Annotated in this window: 12 protein-coding genes; 6 read left to right on the top strand and 6 right to left on the bottom strand. The window is 52.7% G+C overall.

Features of this window, described 5'->3' with window-relative positions:
• Positions 1-23 precede the first annotated feature (23 nt).
• The 3 genes from htpG to hemH all read left to right on the top strand — a co-directional run bounded on the left by htpG (position 24) and on the right by hemH (position 3,817).
• Entirely contained in the window at positions 24-1,898 is a 1,875-nt protein-coding gene (htpG, locus tag HUZ68_RS05855) for a molecular chaperone HtpG (RefSeq protein ID WP_000678201.1), read from the top strand.
• A gap of 180 nt (positions 1,899-2,078) precedes the next feature.
• Entirely contained in the window at positions 2,079-2,723 is a 645-nt protein-coding gene (adk, locus tag HUZ68_RS05860) for an adenylate kinase (RefSeq protein WP_001220233.1), read from the top strand.
• Between the two features lie 131 nt (positions 2,724-2,854).
• Entirely contained in the window at positions 2,855-3,817 is a 963-nt protein-coding gene (gene hemH / locus HUZ68_RS05865) for a ferrochelatase (RefSeq protein ID WP_001250105.1), read from the top strand.
• Here hemH and aes read toward each other — a convergent pair.
• Positions 3,814-4,773, bottom strand: a complete 960-nt coding sequence (aes, locus tag HUZ68_RS05870; protein ID WP_033814870.1) for an acetyl esterase — start codon at positions 4,771-4,773, stop codon at positions 3,814-3,816. The two genes, hemH and aes, sit on opposite strands and share 4 nt — an antisense overlap.
• A gap of 151 nt (positions 4,774-4,924) precedes the next feature.
• On the opposite strand from aes, the gene gsk reads away from it, so the two are divergent.
• Complete coding sequence (gene gsk, locus HUZ68_RS05875; RefSeq protein WP_000671574.1) at positions 4,925-6,229, top strand: inosine/guanosine kinase; 1,305 nt, start codon at positions 4,925-4,927, stop codon at positions 6,227-6,229.
• A 133-nt stretch (positions 6,230-6,362) separates the two neighbouring features.
• On the opposite strand, the gene ybaL is transcribed toward gsk, so the two are convergent.
• Positions 6,363-8,039, bottom strand: coding sequence for a YbaL family putative K(+) efflux transporter (ybaL, locus tag HUZ68_RS05880; RefSeq protein ID WP_000546228.1), 1,677 nt, complete (start codon positions 8,037-8,039; stop codon positions 6,363-6,365).
• Between the two features lie 237 nt (positions 8,040-8,276).
• Complete coding sequence (gene fsr, locus HUZ68_RS05885; protein WP_001251634.1) at positions 8,277-9,497, bottom strand: fosmidomycin MFS transporter; 1,221 nt, start codon at positions 9,495-9,497, stop codon at positions 8,277-8,279.
• 217 nt (positions 9,498-9,714) lie between these two features.
• On the opposite strand from fsr, the gene ushA reads away from it, so the two are divergent.
• Positions 9,715-11,367: a bifunctional UDP-sugar hydrolase/5'-nucleotidase gene (gene ushA / locus HUZ68_RS05890; RefSeq protein WP_033814871.1), complete on the top strand. Its 1,653-nt coding sequence runs from the start codon at positions 9,715-9,717 to the stop codon at positions 11,365-11,367.
• A gap of 36 nt (positions 11,368-11,403) precedes the next feature.
• Here the strand turns inward: ushA and ybaK are convergent, their stop codons facing one another.
• The gene (ybaK, locus tag HUZ68_RS05895) at positions 11,404-11,883 is read right to left on the bottom strand and encodes a Cys-tRNA(Pro)/Cys-tRNA(Cys) deacylase YbaK (RefSeq protein WP_000186627.1); all 480 of its coding nucleotides are present in this window, start codon (positions 11,881-11,883) and stop codon (positions 11,404-11,406) included.
• 203 nt (positions 11,884-12,086) lie between these two features.
• Positions 12,087-12,881: a TraB/GumN family protein gene (locus tag HUZ68_RS05900; RefSeq protein ID WP_033814872.1), complete on the bottom strand. Its 795-nt coding sequence runs from the start codon at positions 12,879-12,881 to the stop codon at positions 12,087-12,089.
• 137 nt (positions 12,882-13,018) lie between these two features.
• Between HUZ68_RS05900 and HUZ68_RS05905 the strand changes: the two genes are divergently transcribed.
• Positions 13,019-13,360 (top strand): HigA family addiction module antitoxin, encoded by a 342-nt coding sequence (locus tag HUZ68_RS05905; protein ID WP_024192004.1) that lies wholly within the window; start codon positions 13,019-13,021, stop codon positions 13,358-13,360.
• Between the two features lie 214 nt (positions 13,361-13,574).
• Here the strand turns inward: HUZ68_RS05905 and copA are convergent, their stop codons facing one another.
• Positions 13,575-16,079, bottom strand: coding sequence for a copper-exporting P-type ATPase CopA (copA, locus tag HUZ68_RS05910; protein ID WP_033814873.1), 2,505 nt, complete (start codon positions 16,077-16,079; stop codon positions 13,575-13,577).
• Positions 16,080-16,084: the final 5 nt, after the last annotated feature.

A 16,084-nucleotide genomic window follows, 5' to 3' on the forward strand; every position in this document is an offset into this window, starting at 1 on the left:
TGGCATTATTGAGGTAGACCTACATGAAAGGACAAGAAACTCGTGGTTTTCAGTCAGAAGTGAAACAGCTTCTGCACCTGATGATCCATTCTCTCTATTCCAATAAAGAAATCTTCCTGCGTGAGCTTATCTCTAACGCCTCCGATGCGGCGGACAAGTTGCGTTTCCGTGCGCTCTCTAACCCGGACCTGTACGAAGGTGATGGCGAACTGCGCGTTCGTGTCTCTTTCGATAAAGACAAGCGCACGCTGACCATCTCCGATAACGGCGTGGGGATGACCCGCGACGAAGTGATTGACCATCTGGGGACTATCGCTAAATCCGGTACCAAATCATTCCTCGAATCCCTGGGTTCTGACCAGGCGAAAGACAGCCAGCTGATCGGTCAGTTTGGTGTTGGTTTCTACTCTGCGTTTATCGTGGCCGACAAAGTGACCGTGCGTACTCGCGCGGCAGGCGAAAAACCAGAAAACGGCGTCTTCTGGGAATCGGCTGGCGAAGGTGAATACACCGTTGCCGACATCACCAAAGAAGATCGTGGTACTGAAATCACCCTGCATCTGCGTGAAGGCGAAGACGAGTTCCTCGATGACTGGCGCGTGCGTTCCATCATCAGCAAATACTCCGACCATATCGCGCTGCCGGTAGAGATCGAAAAACGCGAAGAGAAAGACGGCGAAACCGTTATCTCCTGGGAGAAAATTAACAAAGCGCAGGCGCTGTGGACTCGTAACAAGTCGGAAATCACCGATGAAGAGTACAAAGAGTTCTACAAACACATCGCCCACGACTTTAACGATCCGCTGACCTGGAGCCACAACCGTGTTGAAGGTAAGCAGGAGTACACCAGCCTGCTGTACATTCCGTCCCAGGCTCCGTGGGATATGTGGAACCGCGATCATAAACACGGCCTGAAACTGTATGTTCAGCGTGTGTTCATCATGGACGACGCAGAACAGTTCATGCCGAACTATCTGCGCTTCGTGCGTGGTCTGATTGACTCCAGCGATCTGCCGCTGAACGTTTCCCGTGAAATCCTCCAGGACAGCACGGTAACGCGTAACCTGCGCAATGCGCTGACCAAGCGTGTGCTGCAAATGCTGGAAAAACTGGCGAAAGACGACGCGGAAAAATACCAGACCTTCTGGCAACAGTTTGGCCTGGTACTGAAAGAAGGTCCGGCGGAAGATTTCGCTAACCAGGAAGCGATCGCCAAACTGCTGCGTTTTGCTTCTACTCATACCGATTCTTCTGCGCAGACCGTGTCTCTGGAAGACTACGTTTCCCGCATGAAAGAAGGGCAGGAGAAAATCTACTACATCACTGCAGACAGCTATGCGGCAGCGAAGAGCAGCCCGCACCTGGAACTGCTGCGTAAGAAAGGCATCGAAGTTCTGCTGCTTTCCGACCGCATCGATGAGTGGATGATGAACTATCTGACTGAGTTCGACGGTAAACCGTTCCAGTCGGTGTCTAAAGTTGACGAGTCGCTGGAAAAACTGGCTGACGAAGTTGATGAGAGCGCGAAAGAAGCGGAGAAAGCACTGACTCCGTTCATCGACCGTGTGAAAGCCCTGCTCGGCGAGCGCGTGAAAGATGTCCGTCTGACTCACCGTCTGACCGATACGCCAGCGATCGTTTCGACCGACGCGGACGAAATGAGCACTCAGATGGCGAAACTGTTCGCTGCGGCGGGCCAGAAAGTGCCAGAAGTGAAATACATCTTCGAACTGAACCCGGATCACGTACTGGTGAAACGTGCGGCAGATACTGAAGATGAAGCGAAGTTCAGCGAGTGGGTAGAACTGCTGCTGGATCAGGCACTGCTGGCAGAACGCGGCACGCTGGAAGATCCGAACCTGTTTATTCGTCGTATGAACCAGCTGCTGGTTTCCTGATGTAATGCCGGATGACCTTCGTGTCATCCGGCATTTTTCTTTTCATTATCTGCACTTTCCGCAAATTATCTCGCCATTAACCGTTTCAGCCCCTGGTGCCTTTCTTGAGGCAATCGCCTGATGGTGGTATCGTTTATCGCTTTTTCAAAAAATTCGACACATTTTAAGGGGATTTTCGCAATGCGTATCATTCTGCTTGGCGCTCCGGGCGCGGGGAAAGGGACTCAGGCTCAGTTCATCATGGAGAAATATGGTATTCCGCAAATCTCCACTGGCGATATGCTGCGTGCTGCGGTCAAATCTGGCTCCGAGCTGGGTAAACAAGCAAAAGACATTATGGATGCTGGCAAACTGGTCACCGACGAACTGGTGATCGCGCTGGTTAAAGAGCGCATTGCTCAGGAAGACTGCCGTAATGGTTTCCTGTTGGACGGCTTCCCGCGTACCATTCCGCAGGCAGACGCGATGAAAGAAGCGGGCATCAATGTTGATTACGTTCTGGAATTCGACGTACCGGACGAACTGATCGTTGACCGTATCGTCGGTCGCCGCGTTCACGCGCCGTCTGGTCGTGTTTATCACGTTAAATTCAATCCGCCGAAAGTAGAAGGTAAAGACGACGTTACCGGTGAAGAACTGACTACCCGTAAAGACGATCAGGAAGAGACCGTACGTAAACGTCTGGTTGAATACCATCAGATGACAGCACCGCTGATCGGCTACTACTCCAAAGAAGCGGAAGCGGGTAATACCAAATACGCGAAAGTTGACGGCACCAAGCCGGTTGCTGAAGTTCGCGCTGATCTGGAAAAAATCCTCGGCTAATCAAGCCGCAGCAGATCTGCTTTCGGGCAGGTCTGCTCATCCACCTCAGGCAATACCTCTCACAGCAATTAGTTCTTCTTCCTCACTTTTCCGCTACAATTATCAACAAGTTGAATCGATAAGAGGCGGTAATGCGTCAGACTAAAACCGGTATCCTGCTGGCAAACCTGGGTACGCCCGATGCCCCCACACCTGAAGCGGTAAAACGCTATCTGAAACAATTTTTAAGCGACAGACGCGTGGTTGATACCTCACGGTTGTTATGGTGGCCATTGCTGCGCGGCGTGATTTTGCCGCTGCGCTCGCCGCGTGTGGCGAAGCTGTATGCCTCTGTCTGGATGGAAGGTGGCTCGCCGCTGATGGTTTACAGCCGCCAGCAACAGCAGGCGCTGGCACAACGTTTACCGGAGACGCCCGTAGCGCTGGGAATGAGCTACGGCTCGCCATCACTGGAAAGCGCCGTAGATGAACTACTGGCAGAGCATGTAGATCATATTGTGGTGCTGCCGCTTTATCCGCAATTCTCCTGTTCTACGGTCGGTGCGGTATGGGATGAACTGGCACGCATTCTGGCGCGCAAACGTAGCATTCCGGGGATATCGTTTATACGTGATTACGCCGATAACCACGATTACATTAATGCACTGGCGAACAGCGTACGCGCTTCTTTTGCCAAACATGGCGAACCGGATCTGCTGCTGCTCTCTTATCATGGCATTCCCCAGCGTTATGCAGATGAAGGCGATGATTACCCGCAACGTTGCCGCACAACGACTCGCGAACTGGCTTCCGCACTGGGGATGGCACCGGAAAAAGTGATGATGACCTTTCAGTCGCGCTTTGGCCGGGAACCCTGGCTGATGCCTTATACCGACGAAACGCTGAAAATGCTCGGAGAAAAAGGCGTAGGTCATATACAGGTGATGTGCCCGGGCTTTGCTGCGGATTGTCTGGAGACGCTGGAAGAGATTGCCGAGCAAAACCGTGAGGTCTTCCTCGGTGCCGGCGGGAAAAAATATGAATATATTCCGGCGCTTAATGCCACGCCGGAACATATCGAAATGATGGCTAATCTTGTTGCCGCGTATCGCTAAAGCTGAGCGGTAAAGAACTGAGCGCCGTCGCGAAGAGCCTCGTCGGCGGTTTTCATCATCCGTGAATAATGCAAAAAGGCGTGCAGCGTGCCTGGGTAGAGTTTGAACTCACAGGGCTGCTGATGCGCCGCTAACGTCTGGTAAAGCAGACGGCTGTCATCCAGCAGCGGATCGAACTCCGCCCCGGCAATAAAACAGGGCGGAACTTCGCGAGTGAGATCATTATTAAACAGACAGTAATACGGCGACTCGCGGTCCGCGTCGTTGCTTAAATACGCCTCTTCATACATCTGCAAATCCTGTTGCGTTAAGCCATCCCAGACACCGCCCAACAGACGACGAGTCACGGAATCCCGTAATCCGTAAAGCCCATACCACAGCAAAACGCCCGCAACTTTACCGCAATCGATCTGTTTATCACGCAACCACAACGCACTGGCGAGCGCCAGCATGGCACCTGCGGAATCACCGGCAAAGCCAATGCGGGACATATTGATTTGATAATCCTCCGCCTGCTGGTGGAAATAACAACAAGCAGCCACAATTTCCTCTATCGCTTGCGGAAAACGCGCTTCAGGTGAAAGGGTGTAATCAATACCAATCACCGTACATTGGCTGTAGCTTGCCAGCAGGCGCATGATGCGATCGTGGGTATCGAGATTGCCGAGAATAAAACCGCCTCCATGCAAATAAAATAGCGTCGCTGGGCTATCTGGCTGCGGACAAAAGAGACGTGTTTCCACCTGCCCATATTTTGTTGGAACCATGTAAGCTCTGGTTGCCATTTCTGGAGCGCCCGCATTCCAGAATCGGCGCTCAAGCGTGTAATACTGTCGTTGCTCAGCAATCGTTCCCGTTGCGGGCCAGGGCGGTAAATCCGGCTGAAGAGTATTCACAACGGTCTTCATTTCAGCAGAAATGAGCTCCAGAACAGGTAATTTGTTTTCCGGCTTCATACAAAAACTCCTTTCAAATTACGTCATTGTAAGGAACCACTGCCATGAAAATGCGATCCCGCCTGCTGATATTGAAACTGGCTGCGTCTCGCGCGCTCCCGTCAGATTGTGTTAACATTCGCCGCTCAGTTAACCACCCGTAAAAACAACCATGAAATTTCCCGGTAAACGTAAATCCAAACATTACTTCCCCGTAAATGCACGCGATCCGCTGCTTCAGCAATTCCAGCCAGAAAACGAAACCAGCGCCGCCTGGGTAGTGGGTATCGATCAAACGCTGGTCGATATTGAAGCGAAAGTGGATGATGAATTCATTGAGCGTTATGGATTAAGCGCCGGGCATTCACTGGTGATTGAGGATGATGTAGCCGAAGCGCTTTATCAGGAACTAAAACAGAAAAACCTGATTACCCATCAGTTTGCGGGTGGCACCATTGGTAACACCATGCATAACTACTCGGTGCTCGCGGACGACCGTTCGGTGCTGCTGGGCGTCATGTGCAGCAATATTGAAATTGGCAGCTATGCCTATCGTTACCTGTGTAATACCTCCAGCCGTACCGATCTTAACTATCTACAAGGCGTGGATGGCCCGATTGGTCGTTGCTTTACGCTGATTGGCGAGTCCGGGGAACGTACCTTTGCTATCAGCCCTGGCCACATGAACCAGCTGCGGGCTGAAAGTATTCCGGAAGATGTGATTGCCGGAGCCTCGGCTCTGGTTCTCACCTCTTATCTGGTGCGTTGCAAGCCGGGTGAACCCATGCCGGAAGCAACCATGAAAGCCATTGAGTACGCGAAGAAATATAACGTACCGGTGGTGCTGACGCTGGGCACCAAGTTTGTCATTGCCGAGAATCCGCAGTGGTGGCAGCAATTCCTCAAAGACCACGTCTCTATCCTTGCGATGAACGAAGATGAAGCCGAAGCGTTGACCGGAGAAAGCGATCCGTTGTTAGCATCTGACAAGGCACTGGACTGGGTTGATCTGGTGCTGTGCACCGCCGGGCCAATCGGCTTGTATATGGCGGGCTTTACCGAAGACGAAGCGAAACGTAAAACCCAGCATCCGTTGCTGCCGGGCGCTATAGCCGAATTCAACCAGTATGAGTTTAGCCGCGCCATGCGCCACAAGGATTGTCAGAATCCGCTGCGTGTCTATTCGCACATTGCGCCGTACATGGGCGGGCCGGAAAAAATCATGAACACCAACGGAGCAGGGGATGGCGCACTGGCAGCGTTGCTGCATGACATTACCGCCAACAGCTACCACCGTAGCAACGTACCAAACTCCAGCAAACATAAATTCACCTGGTTAACTTATTCATCGTTAGCGCAGGTGTGTAAATATGCTAACCGTGTGAGCTATCAGGTACTGAACCAGCATTCACCTCGTTTAACGCGCGGCTTGCCGGAGCGTGAAGACAGCCTGGAAGAGTCTTACTGGGATCGTTAAGTTATCGTCGGTTCGTAGGCCAGATAAGGCGTTCACGCCGCATCTGGCATTTGGCATCTCGATGCCTGATGCGACGCTGGCGCGTCTTATCATGCCTACATATTTTTCATATTTTACATCCGGCAACCACCGTTTACCCCGTCACCACCTCACCCGCCGGTGGCGTTTCCAGCAGTTCCAGCATAGTACGGGCGATTTCACGCTCGCCCATCACTACCTGATTCGCACCACGTTCGGTGATATACGCCACTTCATCGTCATAATGGGCGCGGGCAATAATCTCAATATCCGGATTTTTCGCGCGGGCAGATGCCACAATCTCACCCGCTTCATAACCGTTGGGGATCGTCAGGATCAGCCATTTTGCACATTCCAGATGCGCCAGTTGCATAATTTCTTCGTTCGCCGCATTTCCCAATACTGCGCGGACCCCACGCTCTCGCAGCTCATCAACACGGGTTCGTGACGTCTCAATCACCACCAGCGGAATATCAGAGGCGAGCAATTTCTCCCCCAGCAGGCTGCCTACACGACCGTAACCCACCAGTAGCGCATGGTTGCAAATATCCACTGGGATCTGCTTCTCTTCTTCGATTGCCTCTTCCAGCGTCTGCTCTTCCAGCGTTTCGGTCTTCGCCAGATATTTCTCCAGTAGTGCGAACAGTACCGGGTTGAGCATAATCGACAGGATCGCCCCTGCCAGTACCAGGTTTTGTCCGGCCTGCGGCAGTAAATTCAATGCCATTCCCAGTCCCGCCAGGATAAACGCGAACTCACCAATTTGCGCCAGGCTGGCGGCGATAGTTAATGCCGTACGTTGGGAGTGACCAAACAGTCGCACCAGGAAAAACGCGGCTAACGACTTACCAAACAGAATAATCGCCAGCGTCGCCAGCACTGCCAGCGGTTGCTGAATCAGAATTAACGGATCAAACAACATCCCGACGGAGACAAAAAACAGCACCGCAAACGCGTCGCGCAATGGCAGCGTATCGTGGGCGGCACGGTGACTCAGTTCAGACTCGTTCAGTACCATCCCGGCAAAGAACGCACCGAGTGCAAAGGAGACATCAAACAGCTCTACCGCACCAAAGGCAATCCCTAACGCCAGCGCCAGCACCGACAGGGTAAACAGCTCGCGAGAACCGGTTGCCGCGCTGCGCGCCATAATCCACGGCACCAGACGGCGACCTACCAGCATCATAATGGCGATAAACGCGATCACTTTGCCGATGGTGATCCCCATATCGACTGCAAGAGTGGCAAAGCCCACATCGCCCTGTTCCATCATTCCTGCCACTGCGGGCAGCAACACCAGCGTCAGAACCATTACCAGGTCTTCCACAATCAACCAACCGATGGCGATTTGCCCACGCTGACTGTCAATTAATTGCCGTTCTTCAAGTGCGCGCAGTAACACCACGGTACTGGCGGTGGAAAGACATAAACCGAACACGATACCGGTCATTAACGACCAGCCCAGCACGGCAGAGAGCGCCATACCCAGCAGCGTCGCCACGGCTATCTGGGCGATCGCACCGGGAATGGCGATGGCCTTTACCGCCATCAAATCCTTCAGCGAAAAGTGCAGACCCACGCCAAACATCAACAGAATGACGCCCAGTTCAGCCAGTTCCGGCGCAAGCTTGGTATCGGCAACAAAGCCCGGAGTGAATGGTCCTGCCAGCACACCCGCTAACAGATATCCCACCAGAGGAGAAATACGTAGTTTATTGGCCAGCATGCCGAGGATAAAGGCGAGCACAAGGCCGCCAACAATGGTGGTGATAAGCGGGGTGGCGTGATGCATTCCGTCTCCTTTTCCTGGTGGTTATTGTCCATTTTTGGCCGGGAAAACCAAAATTACAGGTAATAGTTTATGACAATTTCATTGATGATGTTCATGAATAATTATTGAATTTTGCAGAAAAATGGAATTAGCTGCAAAAAAAGCACGGATCGGAAAACAGAAGGCGGTTTAACAGAGGAAAGGCTTATGGCAACTGTAAAACGATGCAGCCAAAGTTTGCCTTTGGCTGCAATGAAATCAGTCTTTATGCCGGTTATCAGGCAGGAATATGGTCAACATCCCCAATAGTGGCAGGAAAGCACAGATTTTATAGACTAACTCGATGCTGGTGTGATCGGCGATAAGCCCCAGAACTGCCGCTCCCAGACCTCCCATGCCAAAAGCAAAACCGAAAAAGAGTCCAGAAACCATACCGATACGTCCCGGAAGCAGCTCCTGAGCGTAAACCAGAATGGCAGAGAATGCCGAAGCGAGGATAAATCCAATAATCACCGTTAAAACCCCCGTCCAGTGCAGGCTGGCGTAGGGTAAAATCAGCGTAAACGGCGCAACGCCGAGGATAGAGCCCCAAATCACATATTTCCTCCCAATTTTATCCCCTACAGGCCCGCCGATCACCGTACCTGCCGCAACGGCAAACAGGAAGGCAAACAGATGAAGTTGAGCATTCTGGATAGATAATCCGAATTTTTGCATCAGATAAAAGGTGTAATAGCTGCTGATGCTCGCCATATAGAAATATTTCGAGAAAATGAGGATTAACAGAATGCTGACCGCCAGTACAACTTTATTGCGCGGCAGTGGATTGATAATCGTCGCTTTGGGTTTTCCTTTATTCATTCGGTGCTGTGCCGAGTACCAACGGCTGATTTGCGCCAACACCACGATCGCCAGCAGTGCCGCAAGCACAAACCAGGCAACGTTGCCTTTGCCATAAGGCGCGATAATCACCGCCGCCAGCAAGGGTCCCAGGGAACTGCCAAAGTTGCCGCCGACCTGAAAGATTGATTGCGCCAGGCCATGCCGCCCGCCAGAAGCCATACGGGCCACGCGAGAAGATTCCGGATGAAAGACCGATGAACCGGTACCGACCAGCGCCGCCGCCAGCAGAACTGCGCCAAAACTGCCAGCCAGCGCAAGCAGCACCAGACCACTTAAGGTAAAGCACATGCCAATTGGCAACGACCACGGCATCGGATATTTATCGGTCCAGTAGCCGACCACTGGTTGCAGTAGCGAAGAGGCGAGCTGGAAGGTGAGGGTTATCATGCCAATCTGCATAAATGTCAGAGAAAATTCTGACTGAAGCAGCGGATAAATCGCCAGAATCAGCGATTGGATCATGTCGTTCAGCAGATGTGAGAGGCTGATAGCACCTAAAATACCAAACGATGTTCGGGCCTTGGTCGTTGACGCAGCCGCGCCCGCCACAGGCTGGGTTTGTTCACTCATTGCCATAGGAAAGTCACTTTTTCAGGGTTGCGATGTAAAGAATGATCTTATTTGTGATTATTACCCGACTAACATACCTGTATGCGCCGCCTGAAGGAAGTCTCAACGCTGAATACAGAATTTCTAATCTGGATGCAGATTTATCTTCACCGGACGCAGACTTGTCTATGATGTCGCGTCATACTATTTTTCAACACGTTGAAATCAGGTCAGGGAGAGAAGTATGAAATTATTGCAGCGGGGCGTGGCGTTAGCACTGTTAACCACATTTACACTGGCGAGTGAAGCTGCTCTGGCGTATGAGCAGGATAAAACCTACAAAATTACAGTTCTGCATACCAATGATCATCATGGGCATTTTTGGCGCAATGAATATGGCGAATATGGTCTGGCGGCGCAAAAAACGCTGGTGGATGGTATCCGCAAAGAGGTTGCGGCTGAAGGCGGTAGCGTGCTGCTACTTTCCGGTGGCGACATTAACACTGGCGTGCCCGAGTCTGACTTACAGGATGCCGAACCTGATTTTCGCGGTATGAATCTGGTGGGCTATGACGCGATGGCGATCGGTAATCATGAATTTGATAACCCGCTCACCGTATTACGCCAGCAGGAAAAGTGGGCAAAGTTCCCGTTACTTTCTGCCAATATCTACCAGAAAAGTACCGGCGAGCGCCTGTTTAAACCATGGGCGCTGTTTAAGCGTCAGGATCTGAAAATTGCCGTTATTGGTCTGACGACGGATGACACAGCGAAGTTAGGCAACCCAGAAAACTTCACCGATATTGAGTTCCGTAAGCCCGCCGATGAAGCGAAGCTGGTGATTCAGGAGCTGCAACAGACAGAAAAGCCAGACATTATTATCGCGGCGACCCATATGGGGCATTACGACAATGGTGAGCACGGCTCTAATGCACCGGGCGATGTGGAGATGGCACGCGCGCTGCCTGCCGGATCGCTGGCGATGATCGTCGGTGGTCACTCGCAAGATCCGGTCTGCATGGCGGCAGAAAACAAAAAACAGGTCGATTACGTGCCGGGTACGCCATGCAAACCGGATCAACAAAACGGCATCTGGATTGTGCAGGCGCATGAGTGGGGCAAATACGTGGGACGGGCTGATTTTGAGTTTCGTAATGGCGAAATGAAAATGGTTAACTACCAGCTGATTCCGGTGAACCTGAAGAAGAAAGTGACCTGGGAAGACGGGAAAAGCGAGCGCGTGCTGTACACCCCTGAAATCGCTGAAAACCAGCAAATGATCTCGCTGTTATCACCGTTCCAGAACAAAGGCAAAGCGCAGCTGGAAGTGAAAATAGGCGAAACCAATGGTCGTCTGGAAGGCGATCGTGACAAAGTGCGTTTTGTACAGACCAATCTGGGGCGGTTAATTCTGGCAGCACAAATGGATCGCACTGGTGCCGACTTTGCGGTGATGAGCGGAGGCGGAATTCGTGATTCTATCGAAGCAGGCGATATCAGCTATAAAAACGTGCTGAAAGTGCAGCCATTCGGCAATGTGGTGGTGTATGCCGACATGACCGGTAAAGAGGTGATTGATTACCTGACCGCCGTCGCGCAGATGAAGCCAGATTCAGGTGCCTACCCGCAATTTGCCAACGTTAGCTTTGTGGCGAAAGACGGCAAACTGAACGACCTTAAAATCAAAGGCGAACCGGTCGATCCAGCGAAAACTTACCGTATGGCGACATTAAACTTCAATGCCACCGGCGGTGATGGATATCCGCGCCTTGATAACAAACCGGGCTATGTGAATACCGGCTTTATTGATGCCGAAGTGCTGAAAGCGTATATCCAGAAAAGCTCGCCGCTGGATGTGAGTGTTTATGAACCGAAAGGTGAGGTGAGCTGGCAGTAATCCGAAAGTGCCGGATGTTCGCATCCGGCACAATGCTTAATCGCGGCGGGCGATATCAGCAAATTTGGCATCGAGGATCTTCGCCAGATCGCCTGCCGCCAGTTCGATATCCAGCCCGCGCTTACCGCCGGAAACATAAATAGTGGCAAATTCTTGTGCAGGGGCGTCGATAATCGTTGGCAGACGTTTTTTCTGCCCCAGTGGGCTAATCCCCCCTACCAGATACCCCGTCGAACGCTGCGCGGCCATCGGATCGGCCATCTCAACTTTCTTGGCACCCAGCGCTTTTGCTACTTTTTTAAGGTCCAGTTGACCTGCGACCGGCGTAACGGCCACGGCAAGGTGTTTCATATCACCGTTCACTGCGACCAGCAGCGTTTTGTAGACCTGATCCGGATTCAAACCTAATTTTTTGACGACTTCATCGCCAAAATTGGTTTCAGCCGGATCGTGCTCGTAGGTATGGATTTGAAACGAAATCTTGTTTTTTTCGAGTAATTTAACTGCGGGTGTCATGGTAATTTTCCTGCCTTAAACAAAAAAACGAAGCAAGCATACGCCTGATGGCGGTCCAAAAAAAAGAGTCATCTTGCCTAAGAGTATTGGCAGGATGGTGAGATTGAGCGACAATCGAGTTACACCGTCGCTTAAAGTGACGGCATAATAATAAAAAAATGAAATTCCTCTTTGACGGGCCAATAGCGATATTGGCCATTTTTTTAGCGCAACATTTGCGGCAAATTCCCTTCTCCATACAGGTGTAGTGCACCGACCGCGACCACATATCGCCCCGGCGGCATGGCGCGTAATTTATCCCGCCAGGCGAGATTTCGCTGATGCATCAGCACATCGTACAGCGACTGACTGAACGTATTGGGCAGCGTTATTTCATTATTTTGCGGCGGCGCATTCAGCCACCAGCTCATCATTTGTTGCAGCAACCGTGCGTTGGTATGCCAGTGGGTCAGCGTATCGTCCAGCAGTGCCAGTCCTTTGTCAGGGAGCTGGAGCAACATGGTAATCTGGTTTTCAGCCCCTTCCAGTTCAATCACGGGTTTATGTTGTTGCTTCGCCGCCTGCAATAGCTGGTAATCGATACCGTATTCTGCCCGCAGCCCCAGTTTTTGTGCCTGCGTCGCCTGAAGAACCATCGCGATTTGCCACAGCGGTTGGGTAGAAAAGAGTGAGGGAGAAATGCCCATCTCCTGGCTAATGTGCTGCAGTTTTTGGAGTTGCTCCTCGCTAATGCGCTCTTCCAGCGCCTCGCAGGCAGGCAAATTAGCAAAAGGCGTATCGTTGTTGGAAACATCCGCCTCGACGATCAGCGCATCGGCGTTTTTGAGCTTTTTGAGCAAACGGGCGGGCAGGGGAGCCATATCGTGGCTACCCATATGAATACTGCCAATCAGATGAAAATGGCGATTGCCGGGGAGGGTGATATCGATGGCAGGCCAGGAGTAATGATTACCGCGCAGCGCGGCCCAAAGCGTTTTTACCCGGTACAACAGATCCATACGACCTCCCTTTGTGAAATATCATGCTAGCGCGCGGGGAGGGATGGCGCAAATGGAGTTGGGAACTTGTTTAATGTGTTTGTATGATTCCGTATGTTCTTGTATCGCTATTCACAGGGAAGCAACAGTTAAAAACTATGAAACAGGCAACAAGAAAACCGACGACACCCGGAGATATTCTTCTCTATGAATATCTGGAACCGCTAGATTTGAAAATCAATGAGTTAGCAGAGTTGCTGCATGTTCATCGTAATAGCATCAGTGCACTGATCAATAACAATCGTAAACTCACCACTGAGATGGCATTCCGTCTGGCGAAAGTTTTTGATACCACAGTCGATTTTTGGCTAAACCTCCAGGCGGCAGTTGATCTTTGGGAAGTTGAAAACAACATGCGTACCCAGGAAGAATTGGGACGGATTGAAACAGTGGCTGAATATTTGGCACGCCGTGAAGAGCGTGCAAAAAAGGTCGCGTAAGGCCAAAACATCGCTTCATCTCGTAGGCCGGATAAGGCGTTCACGCCGCATCCGGCATCCGAGCACCATTGCCTGATGCGACGCTTACGCGTCTTATCAGGCCTACAAACCTGTGCCTGAACCGTAGGCCGGATAAGGCGTTCACGCCGCATCCGGCAGTCATGCGTCGATGCCAAATGCGCCACCCTAAAGCAGCGCATCCGCAATGATGTACTTATTCCTTCGGTTTAAACCGCAGCAACCGGTTGGCGTTACTCACTACGGTAATCGACGAGAGCGCCATTGCCGCTCCGGCAACTACCGGGTTAAGCAGTGTTCCAGTAAACGGCCACAAAATACCGGCGGCGACCGGAATACCGATACTGTTGTAGATAAACGCGCCGAGCAGGTTCTGTTTCATGTTGCGCAGCGTTGCGCGGGAAATAGCGAGCGCATCCGCAACGCCCATCAGGCTATGGCGCATCAGGGTAATCGCCGCGGTTTCAATAGCAACATCACTGCCGCCACCCATCGCAATGCCGACATCCGCCTGAGCCAGCGCTGGCGCGTCGTTAATGCCGTCGCCCACCATTGCCACCTGACGTCCTTCACTTTGCAGGCGTTTAATCGCTTCGGCTTTACCGTCCGGCAGCACCCCGGCGATCACCTCATCAATCCCTGCTTCTTTGGCGATCGCATTGGCGGTGATTGGGTTATCCCCGGTCAACATCACCAGACGATATCCCGCTTTATGCAGACGTTGCAGCGCCGCCACGCTATCACTACGCAACGGATCGCGTACAGCCAGCAGGGCTACCGCTTTCCCGTCAACCGCCAGCAGCACAGGCGTTGCCCCTTGCGATGCCTGAGCTGAAATATCTGCTTCAATCGCTTTAGTATCAACTTGCTGGTCATTTAACAGCGCCTGATTGCCCAGCAATAACGCATGACCTTCAGCTTCACCGCTCACGCCCAGCCCGCGCAATGTGCGGAAACCGTTGACCTGCGGCAGCTGCATATCGCTTGCTTTATCGAGGATCGCCCGTGCCAGCGGATGGCTGGAACCTTGCTCCAGCGCCGCCGCCAGACGCAGCGCCTGCGCTTCGTCAAAATCAACAAATGTTTTCACTGCGACAACCTGCGGCTTCCCTTCAGTCAGCGTCCCGGTTTTATCGAACACTACAGTGTCGAGTGTACTGGCGCGTTGCAGCGCGTCGGCGTCCCGCACCAGCACGCCAAACTCAGCCGCCCGCCCGACGCCGGAAATAATCGACATCGGCGTCGCCAGCCCCAGCGCACACGGACAGGCGATAATCAGTACCGTGGTGGCAATCACCAGGGTATAGACAATCTGCGGTGCCGGACCAAAGAAATACCAGATTGCCGCACTGACAAGCGCAATAACCACTACTACCGGCACAAATACGGCTGAGATTTTATCCGCCAGCTGACCGATTTCTGGCTTGCTGCTCTGGGCCTGGCGCACCATACGAATGATCCTTGATAGCGTGGTATGGCTACCAACCGCACTGGCGCGAAACAGCACGCTACCGTCCTGCACCACTGTCCCGGCATGGACGCTATCGCCTTCGCCTTTTTGCTGCGGGATAGGTTCGCCCGTCAGCATCGCTTCATCCAGCCATGCTTCGCCCTGGGTAATCTCGCCATCTACTGGCACGCGGTCGCCCGTCGTCAGGCGCAGTAGCATGCCTGGCTGAACTTCCGCCAGCGGCACGTTTTTTTCACCTTCGTCAGTAACCAGGCGCGCCGTCGGTGGGGTTAAATCGAGTAATTTCTCCAGCGCCTTAGAAGAACGCTGACGTGCGCGCGCTTCCAGCATATGACCGAGATTAATCAGACCGATAATCATCGCACTGGCTTCATAGTAAAGATGCCGCGCTTCCATCGGGAACCACTGCGGCCACAGGTTGACGCTCATCGAATAGAGCCACGCCACGCCAGTACCCAGCGCCACCAGTGTATCCATCGTCGCTGCACCGTTCAGCAGGCTTTTCCATGCGCTGCGGTAAAAATGGCCGCCGGCGAAAACCATCACTGCCAGGGTTATCAGGCCGATAACCAACCACAGGCTGCGGTTGTCAGCGGTGACCATCATGTTATCGCCGATCATCCCCCAGACCATTACCGGGATACCCACAGCCAGTGCAACAATTGCCTGCCAGCGGAAGCGCTTCATCGTAGCGACGGCGGTTTCTTGCTGGCGCTCGCGGCGTTTAGCGTCATCTTCAATCGCTTCCGCGCCGTAGCCCGCTTTTTCCACCGCCTGCACTAAATCTTGTGGGGAGGCACTGCCCATCACCAGCGCAGTACGCTCCGCCAGGTTTACCCGTGCCTGAGTGACGCCCGGTACGCTTTGCAGCGCATTTTGTACGCGGGTGACACAGCTGGCGCAGCTCATGCCGCTCAGCAGCAACTGCTGGCTGTCATCGTCATCGGCGGTCGCTGCCGGAAGCGCCTCAGAAACCGCTGTCAGTGCTTCCGACGGGATTGATGACTCCGCCAGCGGTTTAGCCTTTGGGTGGCTTACAGATGCGTCATAACCCGCTTGTTTGATGGTTTCGATCAGCTGTTCTGCACTGGCAGTCCCGGTAACGTGCGCTTCAGTGATAGACACATCCGCTTGTTCCACATCCGGGCGCTGTTCGAGACTTTCTTTCACGCGTTTAACGCAGTGACCGCAGGACAGGCCGTCCAGGGTCAGGTCGATAGTTTGTGACATAAAAC

Origin of the sequence: Shigella dysenteriae, from assembly GCF_022354085.1 — a bacterium.
Classification (GTDB): Bacteria; Pseudomonadota; Gammaproteobacteria; order Enterobacterales; family Enterobacteriaceae; genus Escherichia; species Escherichia coli.

What these genes read in the sequence shown, in the direction of transcription:
- htpG (WP_000678201.1), top strand. Translation starts at nt 24, where the DNA reads ATGAAAGGACAAGAAACTCGTGGTTTTCAGTCAGAAGTGAAACAGCTT.
- adk (WP_001220233.1), top strand. Translation starts at nt 2,079, where the DNA reads ATGCGTATCATTCTGCTTGGCGCTCCGGGCGCGGGGAAAGGGACTCAG.
- hemH (WP_001250105.1), top strand. Translation starts at nt 2,855, where the DNA reads ATGCGTCAGACTAAAACCGGTATCCTGCTGGCAAACCTGGGTACGCCC.
- aes (WP_033814870.1), bottom strand. Translation starts at nt 4,773, where the DNA reads ATGAAGCCGGAAAACAAATTACCTGTTCTGGAGCTCATTTCTGCTGAA.
- gsk (WP_000671574.1), top strand. Translation starts at nt 4,925, where the DNA reads ATGAAATTTCCCGGTAAACGTAAATCCAAACATTACTTCCCCGTAAAT.
- ybaL (WP_000546228.1), bottom strand. Translation starts at nt 8,039, where the DNA reads ATGCATCACGCCACCCCGCTTATCACCACCATTGTTGGCGGCCTTGTG.
- fsr (WP_001251634.1), bottom strand. Translation starts at nt 9,497, where the DNA reads ATGGCAATGAGTGAACAAACCCAGCCTGTGGCGGGCGCGGCTGCGTCA.
- ushA (WP_033814871.1), top strand. Translation starts at nt 9,715, where the DNA reads ATGAAATTATTGCAGCGGGGCGTGGCGTTAGCACTGTTAACCACATTT.
- ybaK (WP_000186627.1), bottom strand. Translation starts at nt 11,883, where the DNA reads ATGACACCCGCAGTTAAATTACTCGAAAAAAACAAGATTTCGTTTCAA.
- HUZ68_RS05900 (WP_033814872.1), bottom strand. Translation starts at nt 12,881, where the DNA reads ATGGATCTGTTGTACCGGGTAAAAACGCTTTGGGCCGCGCTGCGCGGT.
- HUZ68_RS05905 (WP_024192004.1), top strand. Translation starts at nt 13,019, where the DNA reads ATGAAACAGGCAACAAGAAAACCGACGACACCCGGAGATATTCTTCTC.
- copA (WP_033814873.1), bottom strand. Translation starts at nt 16,079, where the DNA reads ATGTCACAAACTATCGACCTGACCCTGGACGGCCTGTCCTGCGGTCAC.